This window comes from Stutzerimonas sp. C6.4V (genome assembly GCF_058536345.1).
The window spans coordinates 1487036-1503437 of sequence record NZ_JBZUBM010000001.1 but is presented as its reverse complement, the minus strand read 5'-3'; the positions used below and the strand labels follow the sequence as shown (position 1 = coordinate 1503437).

The following is a 16402-nucleotide window of genomic DNA, read 5'->3' as shown; positions in this document are numbered from 1 at the left end:
TTTCGGTTGTCTCCTAAGGGACGTCTATGGAAGTCGCTCCGGGCGACCGGGGATGAGTTGTAGCGCACTCAACTGCCCAGGGAACCCGCCCATGCTATCGACATAGCGTAATGCAGATTTACCATCGCTCCAGCCTACGTACTGCATCAGCGTCTTGAGATCCCAGCCGCTGCGGGTAGCCCAGGTGGCAAAACCGCGACGCAGCGAGTGACTGCTGTAAAACTCAGGAGACAATCCAGCCAACTGCAGTACGCCACGCAAGAGAGTGACAACGCTATTTGGGTGCAACCCCTGCTCACCTAAGTGCCCCCAGCGATCAATGCCGCGAAATACAGGCCCTCGAGCTATGCCCGCCAAGCTGATCCAGTCGACGTAGGCCTGCACCGGGCACAGCTTGGCCAATGCTGGCGCGCTAAAGGTCTGGCCATGGTTATCCCGGTCACCTTTGCTCCAGGGAAGGAACAGTTGCATACCCTCCCCGGCCCGCACCTGGATGTGCTCGACTCGTAGGCGGCACAGCTCATCACTGCGAAACGCGCGCCAAAAGCCAATCAGGACCAGCGCGCGATCACGACTACAGCGTAGCAACCGCGGCCAGTCGTTCTCCGCTCGCGCTCTCCTCTCGGCCACCTCTAACCCCTGCACACATTGTTCGAGTTGACGTAATTGCAGCGGCTCTGCCTGCTTCTCTTGGCGGGGATGCAGCGTACGGATGCCCTTGACGATCTGGCGAACCAGTGGGGTTTTGGTCGGATCGGGGAACCCATGGCTAACGTGCCACTGCGCCAGTGCCGCGAGGCGCAGCTTGAGCGTGTTACTGGAAAGTGTCGACGCGTGATCCACAAGGTAGCGCACGATGGCATCGCTGGTCGCCGGCAGAAAGCCGCCATAGGTGACTTCGTAGTGATCGAGCGCCTGCTTATAGCTGCGCCGAGTGTTGGCCCGAATGCTGGCCTGCAGGTACCGCTCGATGTCTTGGCTCATCGGAGCGCATCCTCTGGTGTACCGGTGATCAACAGGCAAACGACGAAAATACCGCTTCATCTTGGATAATTCTAGATTATCCAATCCTATATCAGACTCTAACCTAGCGCCAAATCTGATCTTCGATAGAATGTAAATGCATAGCATGTAATACGGTACGAAATCGTAGGAGATTAAAATGGCGCGAGGCGGAATTAATAAGGTGGTTGTTCAAAAGGCACGCACCGCCCTTCTCGCCCGCGGCGAGCATCCAAGCATCGATGCAGTACGGGTCGAGCTCGGAAACACAGGCTCGAAGAGCACCATTCACCGCTACCTTAAAGAGCTTGAACCCACCAAAAACGACCGAGCAGGTGGGCCGATCACGCTAAGCGAGCAACTGGCCAACCTGGTGAATCAATTGGCCGATCAGTTGCAGGAAGAAGCCCAAGCAGCCATTGCTGGTGAGCGAGAGGAATTTGACCGGGAGCGGGCCGACTACCACCTTAGAATTCGACAGACCGAAAGCCGCGTGCAGCAGTTGGAAGACCAGGTAGCTGCAGGCGTCGAACGATGTCAAAAAGCCGAAAACGAGTTGCTGCTGGAGAGCAGGCAACGCCAGCAGGCCGAAATCGAAACCTCCCGTCTACAGCAAGCTAATCGGGACTTGGAGGAGCGGCTCAAGGATCGCGACGCGCAGATTTGTTCGCTTGAGGAAAAGCATGAGCATGCGCGTGATGCCCTGGAACACTACCGTCAGGCCAGCAAGGAACATCGCGAACAGGACCAGCGCCGAAATGAATCACAATTACAGCTATCTCAGCTTGAACTACGTCAATTGCAACAGACGCTAGTCGTCAAGCAGGACGAATTAACCCAGCTGAATCGTGACAACGAACGTCTGCTCACCGAGGCAAGACTATTGCAGAGGGATCAACAGGCCCAGCAGCGCCTGCTCGATCAGAACATTCAAGCCCGGGAAACCTTACAGAACCAGCTCAATGTGGCAGAAGCTGTCAAGCTAGCTTATGAGCAACGAAATTACGATCTACAAACCAAACTGGACAGCTTAAGCAAGACGAAAATCAGGCAGAGCAGCCGCCAAAAGCCGCGCCGGACTGAGCTTATAGTTGGCGCTGCAGAGAAATCACCTCTGCCAGCAAAAAGAAGAAAAGGACCAAGCGCCTAGGTCAGCAACCCTTCTCGGACAGACCACTCCGAAGCAAGCTCCTGCCCTACTCATTAAGCTAAAGGGTAGTTCAGGGTCGTTGCAATTCGGACTGAGTAGGCAGCAGATAACCGGGATCGCAAGCAAGCTGGTCTGCGATCCGATAAAGCTTCTCTACGGTAATACTTACTTCACCACGTTCGATCCGCCCCATGTAGCTGCGGTCGATACTACAGGCCAGCGCGAGTGCATCCTGAGAAATGTGGCAAACCTTTCTCTGCGCTCGGATGCGTTCGCCCAAGGCCTTCGCCAAATATTCCATGACCGTCTCAGTTTCATCGAGACGGCAATATCATGCGTTTACGGACGGTCAGGCCACGGACTATAATCCGTATTTAACGTGCTACTCCCTCTGGTATTGCAATGAAATCAGCCTCGTTCATTTTCGATAGGCGGCTGTACGAGCTGCTTCAGAAGGAAGGCCGCACGCGATTCACGATACGTGAACTGCGTGACGCCTATGCCAAGCGCCTGGAAGGCATGAGTTTCCGCATCAATGACGTACGCCGCTATGTATACGAACAAATACGCCGGATGTTGCGCGTAGGCTGGATAGTACTTGACGAAGAGCGTCGTGTCCGGGGACAGGTCTACCACCTGCTGCCCGTCCCTGCGCATCTGCAACTGGACCTAATCGACAATGGGTTCGAAAACTACCGTAAGGCTGAGCCAGAGCAGATGCAATCAGAGACCACCGATCCGCTTGCACCGCTTCACCCCTCAGATGATGCAGACCAGCACCTAGAGGCGCTTCTTAAAGAAATCAGGCTGGACTTCCTGACCTCCATGGGTGAGGCGGAGCGGTACAAGCTGCTCATCGATGAAATGCCGCACCTCCGCGATACGGTGCAAGGCGACTATTTGGACGCCCGAGATCGCAGCTCACGCCTACTGGGTCATCTCCGCGCCATCGAAAAAACACTCAAAACTCTTTCGTCCATGCAATGAACAAACAACTGCGAAACTGGCAGCGCCAATGCGTCGACACGGCGCTAGAGCACTATTTGCGCGCGTCTCACTTTTTCTGCCAGGCAACGCCAGGCGCCGGCAAGACGCGCATGGCCGCCGAATTGGCCAGCAGGCTGCTTGAGCAAGACAGAATCGATCTGGTGCTTTGCTTTGCACCGTCCTGCCAGGTTGTCGAAGGCCTTCGCTCGTCTTTCTGCACTGTTCTTGGTAGGCGCTTCGATGGTCAACTCGGCGCAGTGGGGGCAGCGTTCACCTATCAGGCGATGGAATACCGTAGTGAGGCGTTCTGGACGCTGCTTGATGACTATCGTGTGTTTGCCGTTTTTGATGAGATTCACCACTGCGCCGGCCACGACATGGTCCTGAGCAACGCATGGGGCCAGCAGATACTTCAGCGAATACAGGACAAGGCCGCTTTTACATTGGCTCTATCCGGCACGCCGTGGCGATCGGATGATCGACCCATCGCACTCGCCCGCTACTCCTCGCCCGAGGGGCGACTGATCTGTGATTACCGCTACGGGATGCAGCAGGCTGTGGCAGACGGGGTATGCCGCTCCCCTCGAATTGTCCTACTCGACAACCAAAAGGTGAGGTTTACCGAGGAGTTGGACACAGAAAACATTGTCAGAACTTTCCCGAACATCGCTACGCTGTTGGGCGAGTCCCCTGTCACTTACGAAGAGCTGTTGCGCCATGATGAGGTTGTTGATCAGTTACTTGATCTTGCACGCGCCAAGTTAAATGAGCTTCGCCTGCTCGATCCTGATGCGGCTGGCCTGGTAGTTGCCACTGATATCGTGCACGCCCATCAGGTTGCGAAAGCTCTGAAAGCAAAGGGTGAAAGTTGCCAGCTCGTGACCAACAAAACCCCAGATGCGCAGCGGGTAATAAATCTATTCAGACGCAGCCACTGTCAATGGATCATCGCTGTTGGAATGATCAGCGAAGGGACGGATATCCCCCGACTCCAAGTGTGCTGCTACCTCAGCCGTATTCGTACCGAGCTGCATTACCGACAGGTGCTTGGGCGAGTGCTTCGTCGTACCGGGCAGTCCGATGACGAGGCTTGGCTGTTCATGCTAGCGGAACCAACGTTACAGTGCTTAGCGGAGAGGATTGCAGATGATCTTCCGGAGGACTTGGCGGTACTGAGCAGGGTGCCGATGCCTGCGCCAGGCTCGGCTCTAGATTCAGTTCCTGGTCGAGCTTCGGTTGTAGGAAATGAAGACCAAGCCAAAACGCACATGGATACTCTCTCCCCGCTGAAATTTGAAGGAGGAGCCACAAGCATCTTTACCTCTAAGGACCTCTCAACTCAGTCGAACCATCAAGTCAGTTTCTCCAAGCATTACCGGCAACAGCTGCTTGATTGCTTTTGATGCTTATGTGCCGAATGGATGCGCATGGCATTGGAGGTATAATCGCACTGTTACGTCAACTTACTGGTCAAGCACTCTTCGTTGATGCCAGCACCTCTAGTTATGAGTAGCTCCAAATCGGTGCGCACCAACCACGCCTTCGCGAGCATATCGAGCCTCCTGAAGGTACAAATGGCGATCCAATAACGGAAAGTCCTTTCTTGGGAACGCACCCAAGTATTGGTGTAGGACCCGATACCCAGCCTTGTCGACATGAGGAAAAGCCGCTGCCTTATGCAGGTCATTGGGTAAAAGCAAGCCCGTTTCAGCGTCCTCACATGCCTTAATGAACATTGAAAACCTAGATGGAGGAAGTACGCCTAGTAGTGAGGCTGCCAATAACATGCTTCCAAATCTGCTTGGCGGGTCCGCTGTAGATGGACCCTTTAAGATGCTCAGCTCAAAGGACCCCGGATCAGCAAATCGAGGGCCGACTTTGGACTGAAAATAAATCCTCGCTGCTCCACCTCTGCTCCCATGAAAGGGGGACTGGAGCAATATGTCAAACAAACTATTAAACAAGCCAAACCAAATGTGTCGCTGATTGGGTCTTTTATATGCCAATAGGTGCTCGATCTTGCTTAGCGTGGTAAGACGAAAACGAGCGAGCTTTGAACCTTTAGCAGTTATACTCCCTGAGCTCGAATTGCACTCCTGAACAAAAGCATTCCAAGCCTTCGAATAGTGAGACGCATCGGATAGCATTACTAAATCTCGACCGTGCACGTTGCACATAATTGAATTAACATAACACCAATGTTTTCGCCACATGGGCAAATGACCACTAGCCACGTCGCCTCTTAAACAGTCTGGACAAAAGAAATGACGATACCTCCAGTCAACAACGGATCCGTTTCGCAGACAAAAATACTCTTTTAGGAATCGAGGCTCAATATGTTCGCCCCTAAGTTTTATACGCTTGCTGGCTGACAAGAAGTCGCTATCCGGGTCAGCATACTGTATCTCTAACCCTTCCCACCATTGCGATGGACGCGCACTCAATGCCAATCGTGTTATATCTACTGTATGGCGATGGAAACTGCATCGGAAAAGCCATGACGATAACGTCTCGTCAACACCCGGCCTAGGCAGAGGGTGTAACTTCATATCTAGTAACCCCAAGGATTTGATTTAGCGCGCCCCAGCATGTCTAGATCAACTTTTTCAACGCCCAGCTTTACCGCATAACACGCCGCACCTCTAATCAACTCGAGAGTCTTATCCATCCTCCCATTGGTGAGATGAATTATTTCCATTACTATTTCCTCAGAGTACAAGTGCGAAGGCAGCTGTAAAGGTAATGACTCTTCGACCTCTAGCAAAAAGGATCTAAACTCCTCATCTTCTTTCCAATCCGCAAGAGCGACCTCATGAAACCGTCTTTTAAATTCATCACCTGACTGTAGGGCATTCCGTGCGCTAGCTGTGCCAAAGCAGAACAGCTTCAAGCCATACTCTGATCCCAGCAGTTTTTTCAGAATAGACATGTTAATTCGTTGCTCCTGCTTTGGGCGCAACAGCGCATCATGAAACTCATCAATAACCAAACCCCAAATTTTTCTGAGTTTGATAACTTCTCTGATTTCGTTCGGGATATCCGCGCCGCCTTTAGGCCTCGATTCGGATATTGGCAAACCAAGTGCCAGCGCAAGCTCGGTTTTAAGGCTCTTCTTTACGCTGATCTCGGGCGATTCCGCCATTGAGAGGATAGCCAATCCGTCGCTGTTTCTAACTCGCTTAGGGATCTTCGAGATAATCGCGGTTTTACCGGACCCGCCTGGACCAACCACGAGCAACGCTGGCGCATTCATACGCTCTGGGACGGTTGCTATATTATTCATCATTCGAAAAACAGCTTCGCTGGAATTATTATCCACCCAGAGCTCTTGATGAATTGCAGCTATTCGCGCTTCAGTATTAGCAGTTAAATACTTCTGCATATCCTGTCGAACGTGCTCGCCACTCATTTTAGGTCCTCAGGCATGAATTTCTTTGGAGGGGTAGAATAGTCAGGTTTATTTTTATCGGACTTAACTAGCGAATTATCGCTGGCAGGCGCTGGATAAGCATCGGAATAAGCTTTTTCTGCGGCATGGCGGCGTCTCGCCTTACGAGTTAACTTTGTACTCTCCGCCTCAATCTCTAGCTTGGCCCTGTACGCTTTGCGCCCCCTATCATCATCGATAGCCCCAGCGCGCACTGCTTGAGGATGGAACTTACTCGCACGATATTCTTCATAGCTGGGTGCCTGTCCCGTCAGGTCAGCTAGCGAAATAGGGCAAAACTGGCCATTCAGCTTCACCCACACTTGATTCATATTGAACGGATCAGACTTAACTATTGCATGGTTTGTACCAACAAAAGGTGTGAGTACAGGATCCCAATAAACTTGGCCGTGCAGCTTGATACCATCCGGGTTAACTTTACGACTTTCTTGAGGCATGAACCAAAGTTTCAGCTGCTCGGGGTCGGAGAGTTTCGGAGGATAAGGAGTACCCCCATTCGGTGCAAAATAGTCAGCCCATGCTTGTCGCGGACTAATTTTCAAAGCGCTATGTATCGTAGAATGGTAGACAACCACTTCGCGCGCAAACCAGCCAAAAAAATCGGAGAAGGTCATGGTGGCGCTCTTTTCACTATTGAGATCCCGGCGCGCAACCGAGTTCGACATCGTAGTGCCCTTTAATAAGTGCACTTTGGTTGTCATGAACGTACCAATCAATCTTTCCACATGGCCGCCAAAGTGCTTTTGTCCAATTGGCCGGTACGCAGGATGTATTCCAAATGCTTCGCATCCAGCCTTGAATTTTGCACTTGTAAACTCTGCGGCATTATCCATGTGCAGAACCTCGGGCTTGCCATAATAGGGATAATCATCAGAATCTATGCCTACAGCTCTGGCAAAACCTACTTTAGGAAGCACACTCTGGCTAAGTGCACAAGCTACCGAAACAGCCGACGGCACGTGAAGACTGAGGTAGTACCCAAGAATTACTCGTGTGTATACGTCAATTGCTACCGTTAACCAAGGGCGGCCAATCACATGGACACGATCGTCCGCTAGCAGAATGATGTCGACCAATGTGTGGTCCATTTGCACCCACTGTAACGGTCTTTGGACAGTTTTCTTACCTGCTCGCGCTGTAAACTTTTGGGCTGCCGCGTCAGGGCCCCGCTTTATTTTTAATCTGTTTTTTTCTGACAATATTGATCGCACGCGCCGCAAAACTGTATCCTTACAAGGAGAAGGAAGACCCTGCTCTTTGCATTTAACATCAACTTCCACCCAAACTTTGCTATAACTAGCCCCTCTCGACGCGTACACTTTTTTAGTCGCTTCAAAAATTGCCACTTCGACTGATTCATCCAACCGGGTTACACCTTCCTTTACCCCCCGCTTCTGAAGAACTAAAGACAACGGACCAACGTCCTCGTCGAACTTCTTGGCCAATTGGAAGAAATAGCTCCGTGATACGTTTAGTAACAGACAAGCTTGACTTACCGTTACTTCCGCTAATCTCCACTTTTTAATTACGTTATAGCGTTCAGCGGCTAGAGATAGCTCATCTTCTGTATAGTCATTAACATTTAAACGAACTTCATTAGCCACGCTCAGTTTATCGGCGACCCCTGCAATCCGCTCGATATCGCGCCTAGAAACGATCAGTGCCTCGCCAGAAGCACTAATAATTACCCTAACATGCTTGTCACTGAATACCATTTTAACTGTGGCAAGCTTTCCCTTCGCAACTACAAGCTCTCCAGAAACTAGCTGGTCGGTCATAAGTTATATCCGACATATAAATGCGTTAACTAGCTCAACGGCATAGCCCAACGCAGATGTAAAAAGCGCGTAAATTTCCAACAGTGCGCAGCCTCAAGTTATGCTTGAGAGCGCATGATAAAAAAGTAGACCATGGCCAAAATTATCGCCACTGCAATCTACTTTTTAAATTGTAATCGACTTAAGTAGTTGATTTATCTGGATAAATTTGCCTACGTTTTTTAAGTAGACGCCACATCACCTCTCTTTGTCTTACACACGCTTCTTTGTCTTACACACGCTGCGCCGCGCTACCGCCCTTGAGCGATAACCGCGGCGTTTTTTCTATCACCCGTACTCTTGCACAGCGCTACGTATGTCATCGGCCAGCTGCCGCACTCGTTCTTCGCTGGTGTCCCATGAGCACATGAATCGCGCACCGCCAACGCCGATAAATGTGTAGAACATCCATCCGCGGCTCCTGAGTGCTTCCAGTGCGGTCGGTGGAATGCTGACGAACACACCATTGGCCTGTACCGGGAACATGAGCTCTACGCCTGGTACGTCGCTGATCAGCCTGGCGAGCAACTGTGCGCAGCTGTTGGCATGTTTGGCGTATCTCATCCAGGCGCCGTGTTCCAGCAAGCCCACCCAGGGCGCGGATAGAAAACGCATTTTGGACGCCAGCTGGCCGGCCTGTTTGCAGCGATATTCGAAATCATCGGCCAGGGCTTTGTTGAAAAACAGGATGGCCTCGCCTACAGCCATGCCGTTTTTCGTGCCGCCGAAACAGAGCACGTCCACGCCCGTCTTCCAGCTCAATTCGGCGGGCGACAAGCCCAGATGTGCACAGGCGTTGGCGAAACGCGCACCGTCCATGTGCAGGTGCAGGCCGAGTTCCTTGCAGGTATCGCTGATGGCTTGGAGTTCATCCGGTTGGTAAACCGTGCCGATTTCCGTCGCCTGGGTCAGGCTCACCACGCGCGGCTTGGGATAATGAATGTCCTTGCGTTTGAGCGCTATTTCACGAATGGCTGCCGGCGTCAGCTTGCCCTGTTCGGTGCGCGCTACCAGCAATTTGGACCCGTTCGAGAAAAATTCCGGGGCGCCGCATTCGTCCGTTTCGATGTGTGCGATATCTCCACAGATCACGCTGTGATAGCTCTGGCACAGGGCTGACAATGCCAGCGAGTTGGCTGCCGTCCCGTTGAAGGCGAAGAACACTTCGCAATCGGTTTCGAACAGTTGGCGAAAGTGGTCGGCCGCGCGCGTCGTCCATTGGTCATCGCCGTAGGCTCTTTCATGGCCCTGATTTGCCCGGGCCATGGCCTCCCAGGCTTCCGGGCAGATTCCGGAATAGTTGTCGCTGGCGAACTGCTGATTGGAGGTCGTCATCAAAAAGCCTCTTTATATAGGTGCTGCCTAGCTGCTGATGGGCAGGAAAATTACGGTGAATAGACCAAGGCTGCCAAGCGCGAAGACAGATGCGCTTATCCAGAGGACAGACAGCACATCAGCCTGGATTCGCCCGTTGCGTACGCCGCTAGCGCTGCGAGCGTAGCGTCGGCGCTGAGTTGTCCAGATCCCAAGCGCCGTGGCCAGGGATAGCGCTACCAGTATCGAAACGAAGGCACCGTGGTACGGCATCCAGCGCAGAAACAATGCGCTGACAGTAATCATCGTCAGCAGGGTCCTGCCCCAGGCCAACGATGTTCGTTCCGGCTGCAGGCCCGGATCTTCGTGCAGCGGAAGCTGCGGCGGTTTAGGTTCCAGACGCCGCCGAAAGGAGATGTGCATCGTCGTCAGTTACGCAGCGCAACAAAGGCGATGAGTACCAGCGTCACCAGGGTTCCGCCGAGGGAAAGGATAGGAATCAGCAACGGAAACGGTAAAGGGCCGTTGTGTCGCATGGCCCGTTCGACGCTCAACCAGCGGACACAGGCCGTCGAGCTGATGAACATCGCCAGCAAAAGCAAGGAAACAGACAGGACCTTGCGTATCTCCAGTGAAAATATCCCGCTGGCAAAAGCCTCGACCGCCACCCCACCGGCGAGCAAGGCCAGCGATGTGCGAATCCAGGCGAGAAAGGTTCTTTCATTGGCCAGCGTGAAGCGCGGATCGGGTTCATTTCCGCCAGCCAGCAACCTGTGACTCCAGCGACTGCGTTCCATGGGGTAATGCATCTCCGATCAAGGGGGCGAGCTTCATTCAAACAGAAATAGCGACAGCCTGCAGGGTCCGTTAGCAACCACGGCGGCACTGGATTACCGGATGCCGCGCGCTGCGTAGAGTCAAGCGCGGCATCCGCGCCGCAACGACTTATCGAACCCCATGTTAATGTGCCGCTACCTTAACAACCTGGAGACTTTCAATGCTGCTTCGTCTGGTCACCACCTTCATTCTCGGCACGGCGTGCCTGTCCGCAATCGCAGCGGATCAGGATCACACCCACCACCAGATGAGCACGGCAGTAGCCGTCACTCAGGCCTGGTCGCGGGCAATGCCGCCCACTGCTCCAACCGGCGCGGTCTATTTCGTGCTCCAGAACCCAGGCGACAAAGCGGATCGGCTCGTAGGGGTAAAGACGCCGCGTGCCAGTAAAGCTGAGCTGCACACTCACGTCCATGAGGGCGAGATGATGCGCATGAAACAGATCGAGTCGATCGAGGTGCCGGCGGCCGGCCAGGTTGAGTTCAAACCCGGTAGCAGTCACGTCATGCTGTTCGGGCTGAGCGAGCCACTCGTGGCTGGAGAGCGGTTTCCGCTGACGCTCGAGTTCGAGCGTGCCGGCGACGTCACGGTAGAAGTGAGTATCCAGGATCAAGCGCCAGAGGCTAGCGGACAGCAAAACATGCACCATTGATCCAGAGTTGGGCCGGCGGGCGCAAACAAAGGGGGTTGCGGTAGCAGCCCCCTCCTCGTCACTGGCAGACACCTGCCTGTCTCGTCAGATACCGGTTGGGGTGCGCATGGTGACGAACTCTTCAGCGGCCGTCGGGTGAATCCCTAGGGTATCGTCGAAGATCCGCTTGGTTGCCCCTGCCTTCAACGCAACGGCCAGACCCTGGATGATTTCGCCCGCTTCAGGTCCTGCCATATGGCAACCGAGGACCTTGTCGGTATCGGCGTCAACCACCAGTTTCATCAGGCTTCGCTCTAGGCTGTCGGTCATGGTCTGCTTCATGGGGCGGAAGCGACTTTCAAACAGCACCACCTTGTGCCCCGACTCCCGCGCTTCTTCTTCGGTCAAGCCAACCGTTGCCATGTTAGGCAGGCTGAATACCGCTGTGGCGATGTTGTGGTAGTCGACGGGTCGATACTCGTCGGGCCTGAAGAGTTGACGTGCCACGGCCATGCCCTCGGCAAGCGCCACGGGCGTGAGCTGAACCCGACCGATCACATCGCCGATAGCGAGGATCGACGGTATTGATGTGCGGAACTGCTCATCAACCGCGACGAACCCCCGCTCGTCCAGCGCCACATCAAGCTTGTCCAGCCCTAGCCCATCGAGCATGGGCCTGCGCCCCGTCGCATAGAGGATACAGTCCGCTTCAAGGACACGACCATCCAGCAGCGTGGCGAGCAAGCTTCCGTCCGCCTGCTTGTCTATGCGGGTTATGTCGGCGTTGAACTGCAAATCGACACCCTTCTTGATCATTTCATCCTTGAGATGATCGCGCAGAGAGCCATCGAAGCCCCGCAGGAACAGTTCACCGCGGTACAGCAGTTTGGTGTCGGCACCGCAGCCGTGGAAGATCGAGGCGAACTCGACGGCGATATAACCTCCGCCGACCACCAGGACGCGGCGCGGCAGCGCCTCCAGGTAGAAGGCCTCGTTGGAAGTAATGGCATGTTCGCGGCCCGGGATGTCGGGTACGAATGGCCAGCCGCCGGTGGCAATCAGGATATGCTCCGCGCTGTACTGGCTGCCGTCGACCTCAACGGTATGCGCATCAACCAGCCGCGCATGGGCCTGCAGCAGCGTGACTCCGCTGTCTACCAGCAGGTTGCGGTAGATCCCATTAAGGCGCTGGATTTCACGGTCCTTGTTGCTGATCAGTGTTTTCCAGTCGAACCTGGCGCCATCGACGGTCCAGCCGTAACCTTCAGCTTCGTGAAGGTCTTCAGCATAGTGCGCGCCATAGACCAGCAGTTTTTTCGGCACGCAACCGACATTTACGCAGGTACCGCCCAGGTAACGGCTTTCGGCTACCGCCACTCGAGCGCCATAGCCCGCCGCGAAACGAGCGGCACGGACGCCACCGGACCCCGCGCCGATGACGAATAGATCGAAGTCGTAAGCCATGAACTCTTGTCTCCCTTATAGAACGCACAGCATAACCCAGGCGTTTCACCTGATCATCGAAGGAGTACCGCATGCGCCCTACCCTGACCCATCTCGCCTTGCACGTGCCGGATCTGGACGCCTGCATCAGCTTTTATGAGCGGTTCTGTGGCATGCACGTATTTCACGAACGTCCCGGCAAGGGTGCACGCATTGTCTGGATGGCTGAGCCGGGCCGTGAACGCGACTTTATTTTCGTGATCATGCCCGGCGGACAGGAGCGTGCGCTGGCGGACAATGACTACAGCCATTTCGGCTTTGCGCTGGACAGCCGGGATGAAGTCGATGCGATAGCCGAAAAAGCGCGCGAGGCCGGCTGCCTGATATGGGCTCCCCGTGACGAGCCCTACCCTGTCGGGTACTACTGCGGCGTGCGTGACCCGGCGGGGAACTACGTCGAATTCAGCTACGGTCAACCACTCGGGCCAGGCTCGCAGGATATGCCTGTGCCATGAAACGAACGAAGCCACCCGAAGGTGGCTTCCTGCAGACGCCTTGTCGCTTAGAACGCTTTACCGGTCAGGTAGAAGTTCTCATAGCAGAAGTTGGTGGCGGCGATATAGCCTTCCGCGCTTCCGCAATCGAAACGCTGACCCTTGAACTTGTAGGCCAGCACGCAACCGTCCTGGGCCTGGCGCATCAGGGCGTCGGTAATCTGGATCTCGCCACCCTTGCCCGGCTCGGTCTGTTCGATCAGGTCGAAGATGTCCGGGGTCAGAATGTAACGGCCGATGATTGCAAGGTTCGACGGGGCGTCTTCCGGTTTTGGCTTCTCGACCATGTGGCTGACGCGGAAAATATCGTCGCGGATCATCTCGCCGGCGATCACGCCATATTTGCTGGTCTCTTCCGGCGGTACTTCCTGGATTGCGACGATTGAGCAACGGAACTGGTTGTACAGCTTGACCATCTGCGCCAGGACCGGATCACCGTTGAGGTTGATGCAGAGGTCATCCGCCAGGACCACGGCGAAGGGTTCGTCACCGATCAGGGGACGACCGCTGAGGATGGCATGACCCAGGCCCTTCATCTCTACCTGACGCGTGTAGGAGAAGCTGCACTGGTCAATCAGCTTGCGAATCCCAACCAGGTACTTTTCCTTGTCGGTGTTGCGGATCTGGTGCTCAAGTTCGTAGCTGATGTCGAAGTGATCTTCCAGGGAGCGCTTGCCGCGTCCGGTAACGATCGCGATCTGGGAAAGCCCTGCGGCTAGTGCCTCTTCAACCCCGTACTGGATCAGGGGCTTGTTGACTACCGGCAACATTTCCTTGGGCATGGCCTTGGTCGCAGGCAGAAAGCGCGTGCCATATCCGGCCGCGGGAAAAAGGCATTTCTTGATCATGTGAGTCCTTGAATAAAAAGGTTCCAGTTGATGCACTGCGCCTGGATCGGTCAACAGCCATACCCTGCTCGTCCCGCCGACAGCGGCTGACTAGAGGCTACGACCACCGAAACGACAAGGGGTTCGACCGCTGCCAGTGCGAATACATCAAACCCAAACAAGCCGACCGATGGCCGTTGACATAGGCCTGGTGCATAGGTTGATGCGAGCCAGGGCAATTGCCAAGTAGGCCCACGAAAAAGAAATCGCGTCCCTGGCGAGCCCGTAACGGTTGCGTATGGCCAACGCGCCTGATCCGAGTCCGATAAAACCTGTGATTTATTGCCGAAAGACCCGCAAAACCCCGCCAAGCAGCACGCGTTTCGCTGATCCAGATCAGTAAAAGTCCAGAAAAACGCCGCTTCGTCGCAAGCCATTGCGGGCTGACAGGCAACCGCGACTAGGATATCGCCGTCCTGATATGGCCTTGTGCCTGTACGCGCCCACCTCACGTATATCTGTAAAGAGTCGGGGCTTTCGGCCGATAGGTCGAGACAGGCGAGGCGCCGTGTGGCCGTCTAAAAACGCGGCTGCGCCTCAGGTGAGTTCGCGATACGCAGTAGCAGTTAAGGAAAATGATGAACAGTAGTCCTGAAGCTCGGCAGATGTCCGTCCAGTCAAAGATCAACCTGGCGTTGCTGCTGGTCTTCGCTTTGGTTCTGGCCGCTTCGCTTTTCTATTCCTCACGATCTGAAAAGCAGCTGATCCTCCAGGTCGTCGAGCAGCAAACCAAGGACACGGCTGACTCCTACTTCGACAGCATCAATACCATGATGCTGACCGGTACCATGGCCCAGCGCGAAGTGCTGCGTAACAAGATCCTTGCGCGCCCGGGCGTGATCGACGCGCGCATCGTACGCGGCGAGCCGGTGACAAAAGTGTTCGGCCCCGGGTTCGAGCATCAGCGGCCGATGGACAAGCTCGACGAGCGGGGACTCGCTGGCGAAGCCACTATCGAGGTGAGCGAAGGCAAGGATGGTCGTGTGCTCACGGTGATCAACCCGATCCACGCACAACAGGATTATCGCGGTACCAATTGCCTGACGTGCCATCAGGTACCCCAGGACACGGTAATGGGCGCGGTGCGCATCAGCTACGATCTGTCTGCCCTGGACGGCAAGGTGGATCGAAATCTCCTGTTGTCCGCTACGATCCAGGCGCTATTGTTGGTCGTGGGCCTGGTTCTGATGGGCTACATCATCCGTCGGGTGATCATCAGCCGCATCAACGACATGCGTCACACCATGGAAGCGATGACCGCGGATGAAGACCTCAGCCGTACAGTCGCCGTGCATGCGCAGGACGAAGTTGGCGCCATGGGTCAGGCTTTCAACCGCATGATCTTCAAGTTCCGCAACAGTCTTGAAGCGGTCGCTGCCGTGACACGCCAGTTGGGTGAGGTATCGGACCGCGTATCGAACGTCGCCGAGAAGACCCAATCTGCCGTCATGGCGCAACGCAGCGAGACCGACATGGTCGCCTCTGCAATGAATGAAATGAGCGCAACCGTCCAGGAGGTAGCACGCCACGCAAATCAGACCGCGTCGGCCTCGGGGGGCGCAGATGCGGAGTCGAGGATGGGCGTCACCCTTGCCACTGAAGCGCTGGACGGCATCGAGGTGCTGATTCGCGATATCGAGAACGCTGCACGGCTGATCAAGCAGGTTGAAACGGACAGTGCCAGCATCGGCATGGTGCTCAATGTCATCAACGGTATCGCCGAGCAGACCAACCTGCTCGCGCTGAACGCGGCGATCGAGGCCGCGCGCGCCGGGGAACAGGGTCGCGGCTTCGCCGTGGTCGCCGACGAGGTGCGTACCCTCGCCTCGCGCACTCAGAAATCAACCGAAGAAATCCAGCGCACCATCGAGCAGCTGCAAGGCGGCGTTCGCAACGCCGTGCAGGCGATGGAAGGCGCGCAGACCCGCGCTCAGACGGGGTCCGATTGCGTCGCCAAGACGGCACAAAGCCTGAATGTGATTGCCGGCGAGGTTAATACCATCAACGGCATGAACACTCAGATCGCAACGGCCGCCGAGCAGCAAAGCGCAGTGGCCGAGGAAATCAACCGCAACATCACTACCATCAGCGCAATTGCCGACACCACCCTGGCCGACGCATCCCAGACTTCCCGGATCAGTGAGGAGCTGGTGCAACTGGCCGCTGAGCTGAATCGTCTGGTCGGACAGTTCCGGCTGTAATTCGTCAAGGTTGATTGGCGCCGACTACCATAGGTTCCGGCTTGGCCTTGCCTATGGCGAGCCGCCCCGTTTGGCGCCCTCTCGATCGGTCTGGCCTAATCTTGATCTGGGACAGGCCGACGGCGGGTGAG

The 16402-nt window shown here is 55.1% G+C and carries 16 protein-coding genes; 6 read left to right on the top strand and 10 right to left on the bottom strand.

Going from position 1 to position 16402, the window contains the following annotated elements; translation table 11 throughout:
- Nucleotides 1-24: 24 nt before the first annotated feature.
- Nucleotides 25-984: a site-specific integrase gene (locus AC4LFW_RS07185; protein ID WP_158188606.1), complete on the bottom strand. Its 960-nt coding sequence runs from the start codon at nucleotides 982-984 to the stop codon at nucleotides 25-27.
- A gap of 178 nt (nucleotides 985-1162) precedes the next feature.
- Here AC4LFW_RS07185 and AC4LFW_RS07180 point away from each other — a divergent pair, with 178 nt between their 5' ends.
- The gene (locus AC4LFW_RS07180; protein ID WP_158188607.1) at nucleotides 1163-2152 is read left to right on the top strand and encodes a DNA-binding protein; all 990 of its coding nucleotides are present in this window, start codon (nucleotides 1163-1165) and stop codon (nucleotides 2150-2152) included.
- A 70-nt stretch (nucleotides 2153-2222) separates the two neighbouring features.
- Here AC4LFW_RS07180 and AC4LFW_RS07175 read toward each other — a convergent pair whose 3' ends face one another.
- Nucleotides 2223-2453: a helix-turn-helix domain-containing protein gene (locus tag AC4LFW_RS07175; RefSeq protein ID WP_158188608.1), complete on the bottom strand. Its 231-nt coding sequence runs from the start codon at nucleotides 2451-2453 to the stop codon at nucleotides 2223-2225.
- A 101-nt stretch (nucleotides 2454-2554) separates the two neighbouring features.
- On the opposite strand from AC4LFW_RS07175, the gene AC4LFW_RS07170 reads away from it, so the two are divergent.
- Nucleotides 2555-3139 (top strand): VspR family transcription factor, encoded by a 585-nt coding sequence (locus tag AC4LFW_RS07170; protein WP_158188609.1) that lies wholly within the window; start codon nucleotides 2555-2557, stop codon nucleotides 3137-3139.
- The gene (locus AC4LFW_RS07165; protein WP_491818492.1) at nucleotides 3136-4542 is read left to right on the top strand and encodes a DEAD/DEAH box helicase; all 1407 of its coding nucleotides are present in this window, start codon (nucleotides 3136-3138) and stop codon (nucleotides 4540-4542) included. The genes AC4LFW_RS07170 and AC4LFW_RS07165 overlap by 4 nt, the downstream gene beginning before the upstream one ends.
- A gap of 96 nt (nucleotides 4543-4638) precedes the next feature.
- On the opposite strand, the gene AC4LFW_RS07160 is transcribed toward AC4LFW_RS07165, so the two are convergent.
- The 6 genes from AC4LFW_RS07160 to AC4LFW_RS07135 all read right to left on the bottom strand — a co-directional run bounded on the left by AC4LFW_RS07160 (nucleotide 4639) and on the right by AC4LFW_RS07135 (nucleotide 10515).
- Nucleotides 4639-5688 (bottom strand): TniQ family protein, encoded by a 1050-nt coding sequence (locus AC4LFW_RS07160; protein ID WP_423835319.1) that lies wholly within the window; start codon nucleotides 5686-5688, stop codon nucleotides 4639-4641.
- Nucleotides 5689-5690: 2 nt separating this feature from the next.
- Nucleotides 5691-6548: a TniB family NTP-binding protein gene (locus AC4LFW_RS07155; protein WP_158188611.1), complete on the bottom strand. Its 858-nt coding sequence runs from the start codon at nucleotides 6546-6548 to the stop codon at nucleotides 5691-5693.
- The gene (locus AC4LFW_RS07150; protein WP_158188612.1) at nucleotides 6545-8365 is read right to left on the bottom strand and encodes a TnsB C-terminal domain-containing protein; all 1821 of its coding nucleotides are present in this window, start codon (nucleotides 8363-8365) and stop codon (nucleotides 6545-6547) included. Before AC4LFW_RS07150 ends, AC4LFW_RS07155 begins: the two co-directional genes overlap by 4 nt.
- Before the next feature lie 327 nt (nucleotides 8366-8692).
- The gene (locus AC4LFW_RS07145) at nucleotides 8693-9739 is read right to left on the bottom strand and encodes a threonine aldolase family protein (protein WP_491818491.1); all 1047 of its coding nucleotides are present in this window, start codon (nucleotides 9737-9739) and stop codon (nucleotides 8693-8695) included.
- A 27-nt stretch (nucleotides 9740-9766) separates the two neighbouring features.
- Nucleotides 9767-10141, bottom strand: a complete 375-nt coding sequence (locus AC4LFW_RS07140) for a DUF202 domain-containing protein (RefSeq protein WP_491818490.1) — start codon at nucleotides 10139-10141, stop codon at nucleotides 9767-9769.
- A gap of 5 nt (nucleotides 10142-10146) precedes the next feature.
- A complete protein-coding gene (locus AC4LFW_RS07135) occupies nucleotides 10147-10515 on the bottom strand; it encodes a YidH family protein (RefSeq protein ID WP_491818489.1) in 369 nt (122 codons plus the stop codon).
- 200 nt (nucleotides 10516-10715) lie between these two features.
- Between AC4LFW_RS07135 and AC4LFW_RS07130 the strand changes: the two genes are divergently transcribed.
- The gene (locus AC4LFW_RS07130; RefSeq protein WP_491818488.1) at nucleotides 10716-11207 is read left to right on the top strand and encodes a copper chaperone PCu(A)C; all 492 of its coding nucleotides are present in this window, start codon (nucleotides 10716-10718) and stop codon (nucleotides 11205-11207) included.
- 84 nt (nucleotides 11208-11291) lie between these two features.
- Here AC4LFW_RS07130 and gorA read toward each other — a convergent pair whose 3' ends face one another.
- On the bottom strand, nucleotides 11292-12650 hold the full coding sequence (gorA, locus tag AC4LFW_RS07125) for a glutathione-disulfide reductase (RefSeq protein ID WP_491818487.1): 1359 nt from the start codon (nucleotides 12648-12650) through the stop codon (nucleotides 11292-11294).
- A 71-nt stretch (nucleotides 12651-12721) separates the two neighbouring features.
- Between gorA and AC4LFW_RS07120 the strand changes: the two genes are divergently transcribed.
- Nucleotides 12722-13144, top strand: coding sequence for a VOC family protein (locus tag AC4LFW_RS07120; protein ID WP_491818486.1), 423 nt, complete (start codon nucleotides 12722-12724; stop codon nucleotides 13142-13144).
- Nucleotides 13145-13191: 47 nt separating this feature from the next.
- On the opposite strand, the gene galU is transcribed toward AC4LFW_RS07120, so the two are convergent.
- Nucleotides 13192-14031: a UTP--glucose-1-phosphate uridylyltransferase GalU gene (galU, locus tag AC4LFW_RS07115; protein ID WP_491818485.1), complete on the bottom strand. Its 840-nt coding sequence runs from the start codon at nucleotides 14029-14031 to the stop codon at nucleotides 13192-13194.
- Nucleotides 14032-14648: 617 nt separating this feature from the next.
- On the opposite strand from galU, the gene AC4LFW_RS07110 reads away from it, so the two are divergent.
- The gene (locus tag AC4LFW_RS07110) at nucleotides 14649-16271 is read left to right on the top strand and encodes a methyl-accepting chemotaxis protein (protein WP_491818484.1); all 1623 of its coding nucleotides are present in this window, start codon (nucleotides 14649-14651) and stop codon (nucleotides 16269-16271) included.
- The last annotated feature ends 131 nt before the right edge of the window (nucleotides 16272-16402 follow it).

Excerpts from the sequence above, each read along its gene's own strand:
- AC4LFW_RS07185 (WP_158188606.1), bottom strand. The coding sequence starts at position 984 with ATGAGCCAAGACATCGAGCGGTACCTGCAGGCCAGCATTCGGGCCAAC.
- AC4LFW_RS07180 (WP_158188607.1), top strand. The coding sequence starts at position 1,163 with ATGGCGCGAGGCGGAATTAATAAGGTGGTTGTTCAAAAGGCACGCACC.
- AC4LFW_RS07175 (WP_158188608.1), bottom strand. The coding sequence starts at position 2,453 with ATGGAATATTTGGCGAAGGCCTTGGGCGAACGCATCCGAGCGCAGAGA.
- AC4LFW_RS07170 (WP_158188609.1), top strand. The coding sequence starts at position 2,555 with ATGAAATCAGCCTCGTTCATTTTCGATAGGCGGCTGTACGAGCTGCTT.
- AC4LFW_RS07165 (WP_491818492.1), top strand. The coding sequence starts at position 3,136 with ATGAACAAACAACTGCGAAACTGGCAGCGCCAATGCGTCGACACGGCG.
- AC4LFW_RS07160 (WP_423835319.1), bottom strand. The coding sequence starts at position 5,688 with ATGAAGTTACACCCTCTGCCTAGGCCGGGTGTTGACGAGACGTTATCG.
- AC4LFW_RS07155 (WP_158188611.1), bottom strand. The coding sequence starts at position 6,548 with ATGAGTGGCGAGCACGTTCGACAGGATATGCAGAAGTATTTAACTGCT.
- AC4LFW_RS07150 (WP_158188612.1), bottom strand. The coding sequence starts at position 8,365 with ATGACCGACCAGCTAGTTTCTGGAGAGCTTGTAGTTGCGAAGGGAAAG.
- AC4LFW_RS07145 (WP_491818491.1), bottom strand. The coding sequence starts at position 9,739 with ATGACGACCTCCAATCAGCAGTTCGCCAGCGACAACTATTCCGGAATC.
- AC4LFW_RS07140 (WP_491818490.1), bottom strand. The coding sequence starts at position 10,141 with ATGCACATCTCCTTTCGGCGGCGTCTGGAACCTAAACCGCCGCAGCTT.
- AC4LFW_RS07135 (WP_491818489.1), bottom strand. The coding sequence starts at position 10,515 with ATGGAACGCAGTCGCTGGAGTCACAGGTTGCTGGCTGGCGGAAATGAA.
- AC4LFW_RS07130 (WP_491818488.1), top strand. The coding sequence starts at position 10,716 with ATGCTGCTTCGTCTGGTCACCACCTTCATTCTCGGCACGGCGTGCCTG.
- gorA (WP_491818487.1), bottom strand. The coding sequence starts at position 12,650 with ATGGCTTACGACTTCGATCTATTCGTCATCGGCGCGGGGTCCGGTGGC.
- AC4LFW_RS07120 (WP_491818486.1), top strand. The coding sequence starts at position 12,722 with ATGCGCCCTACCCTGACCCATCTCGCCTTGCACGTGCCGGATCTGGAC.
- galU (WP_491818485.1), bottom strand. The coding sequence starts at position 14,031 with ATGATCAAGAAATGCCTTTTTCCCGCGGCCGGATATGGCACGCGCTTT.
- AC4LFW_RS07110 (WP_491818484.1), top strand. The coding sequence starts at position 14,649 with ATGAACAGTAGTCCTGAAGCTCGGCAGATGTCCGTCCAGTCAAAGATC.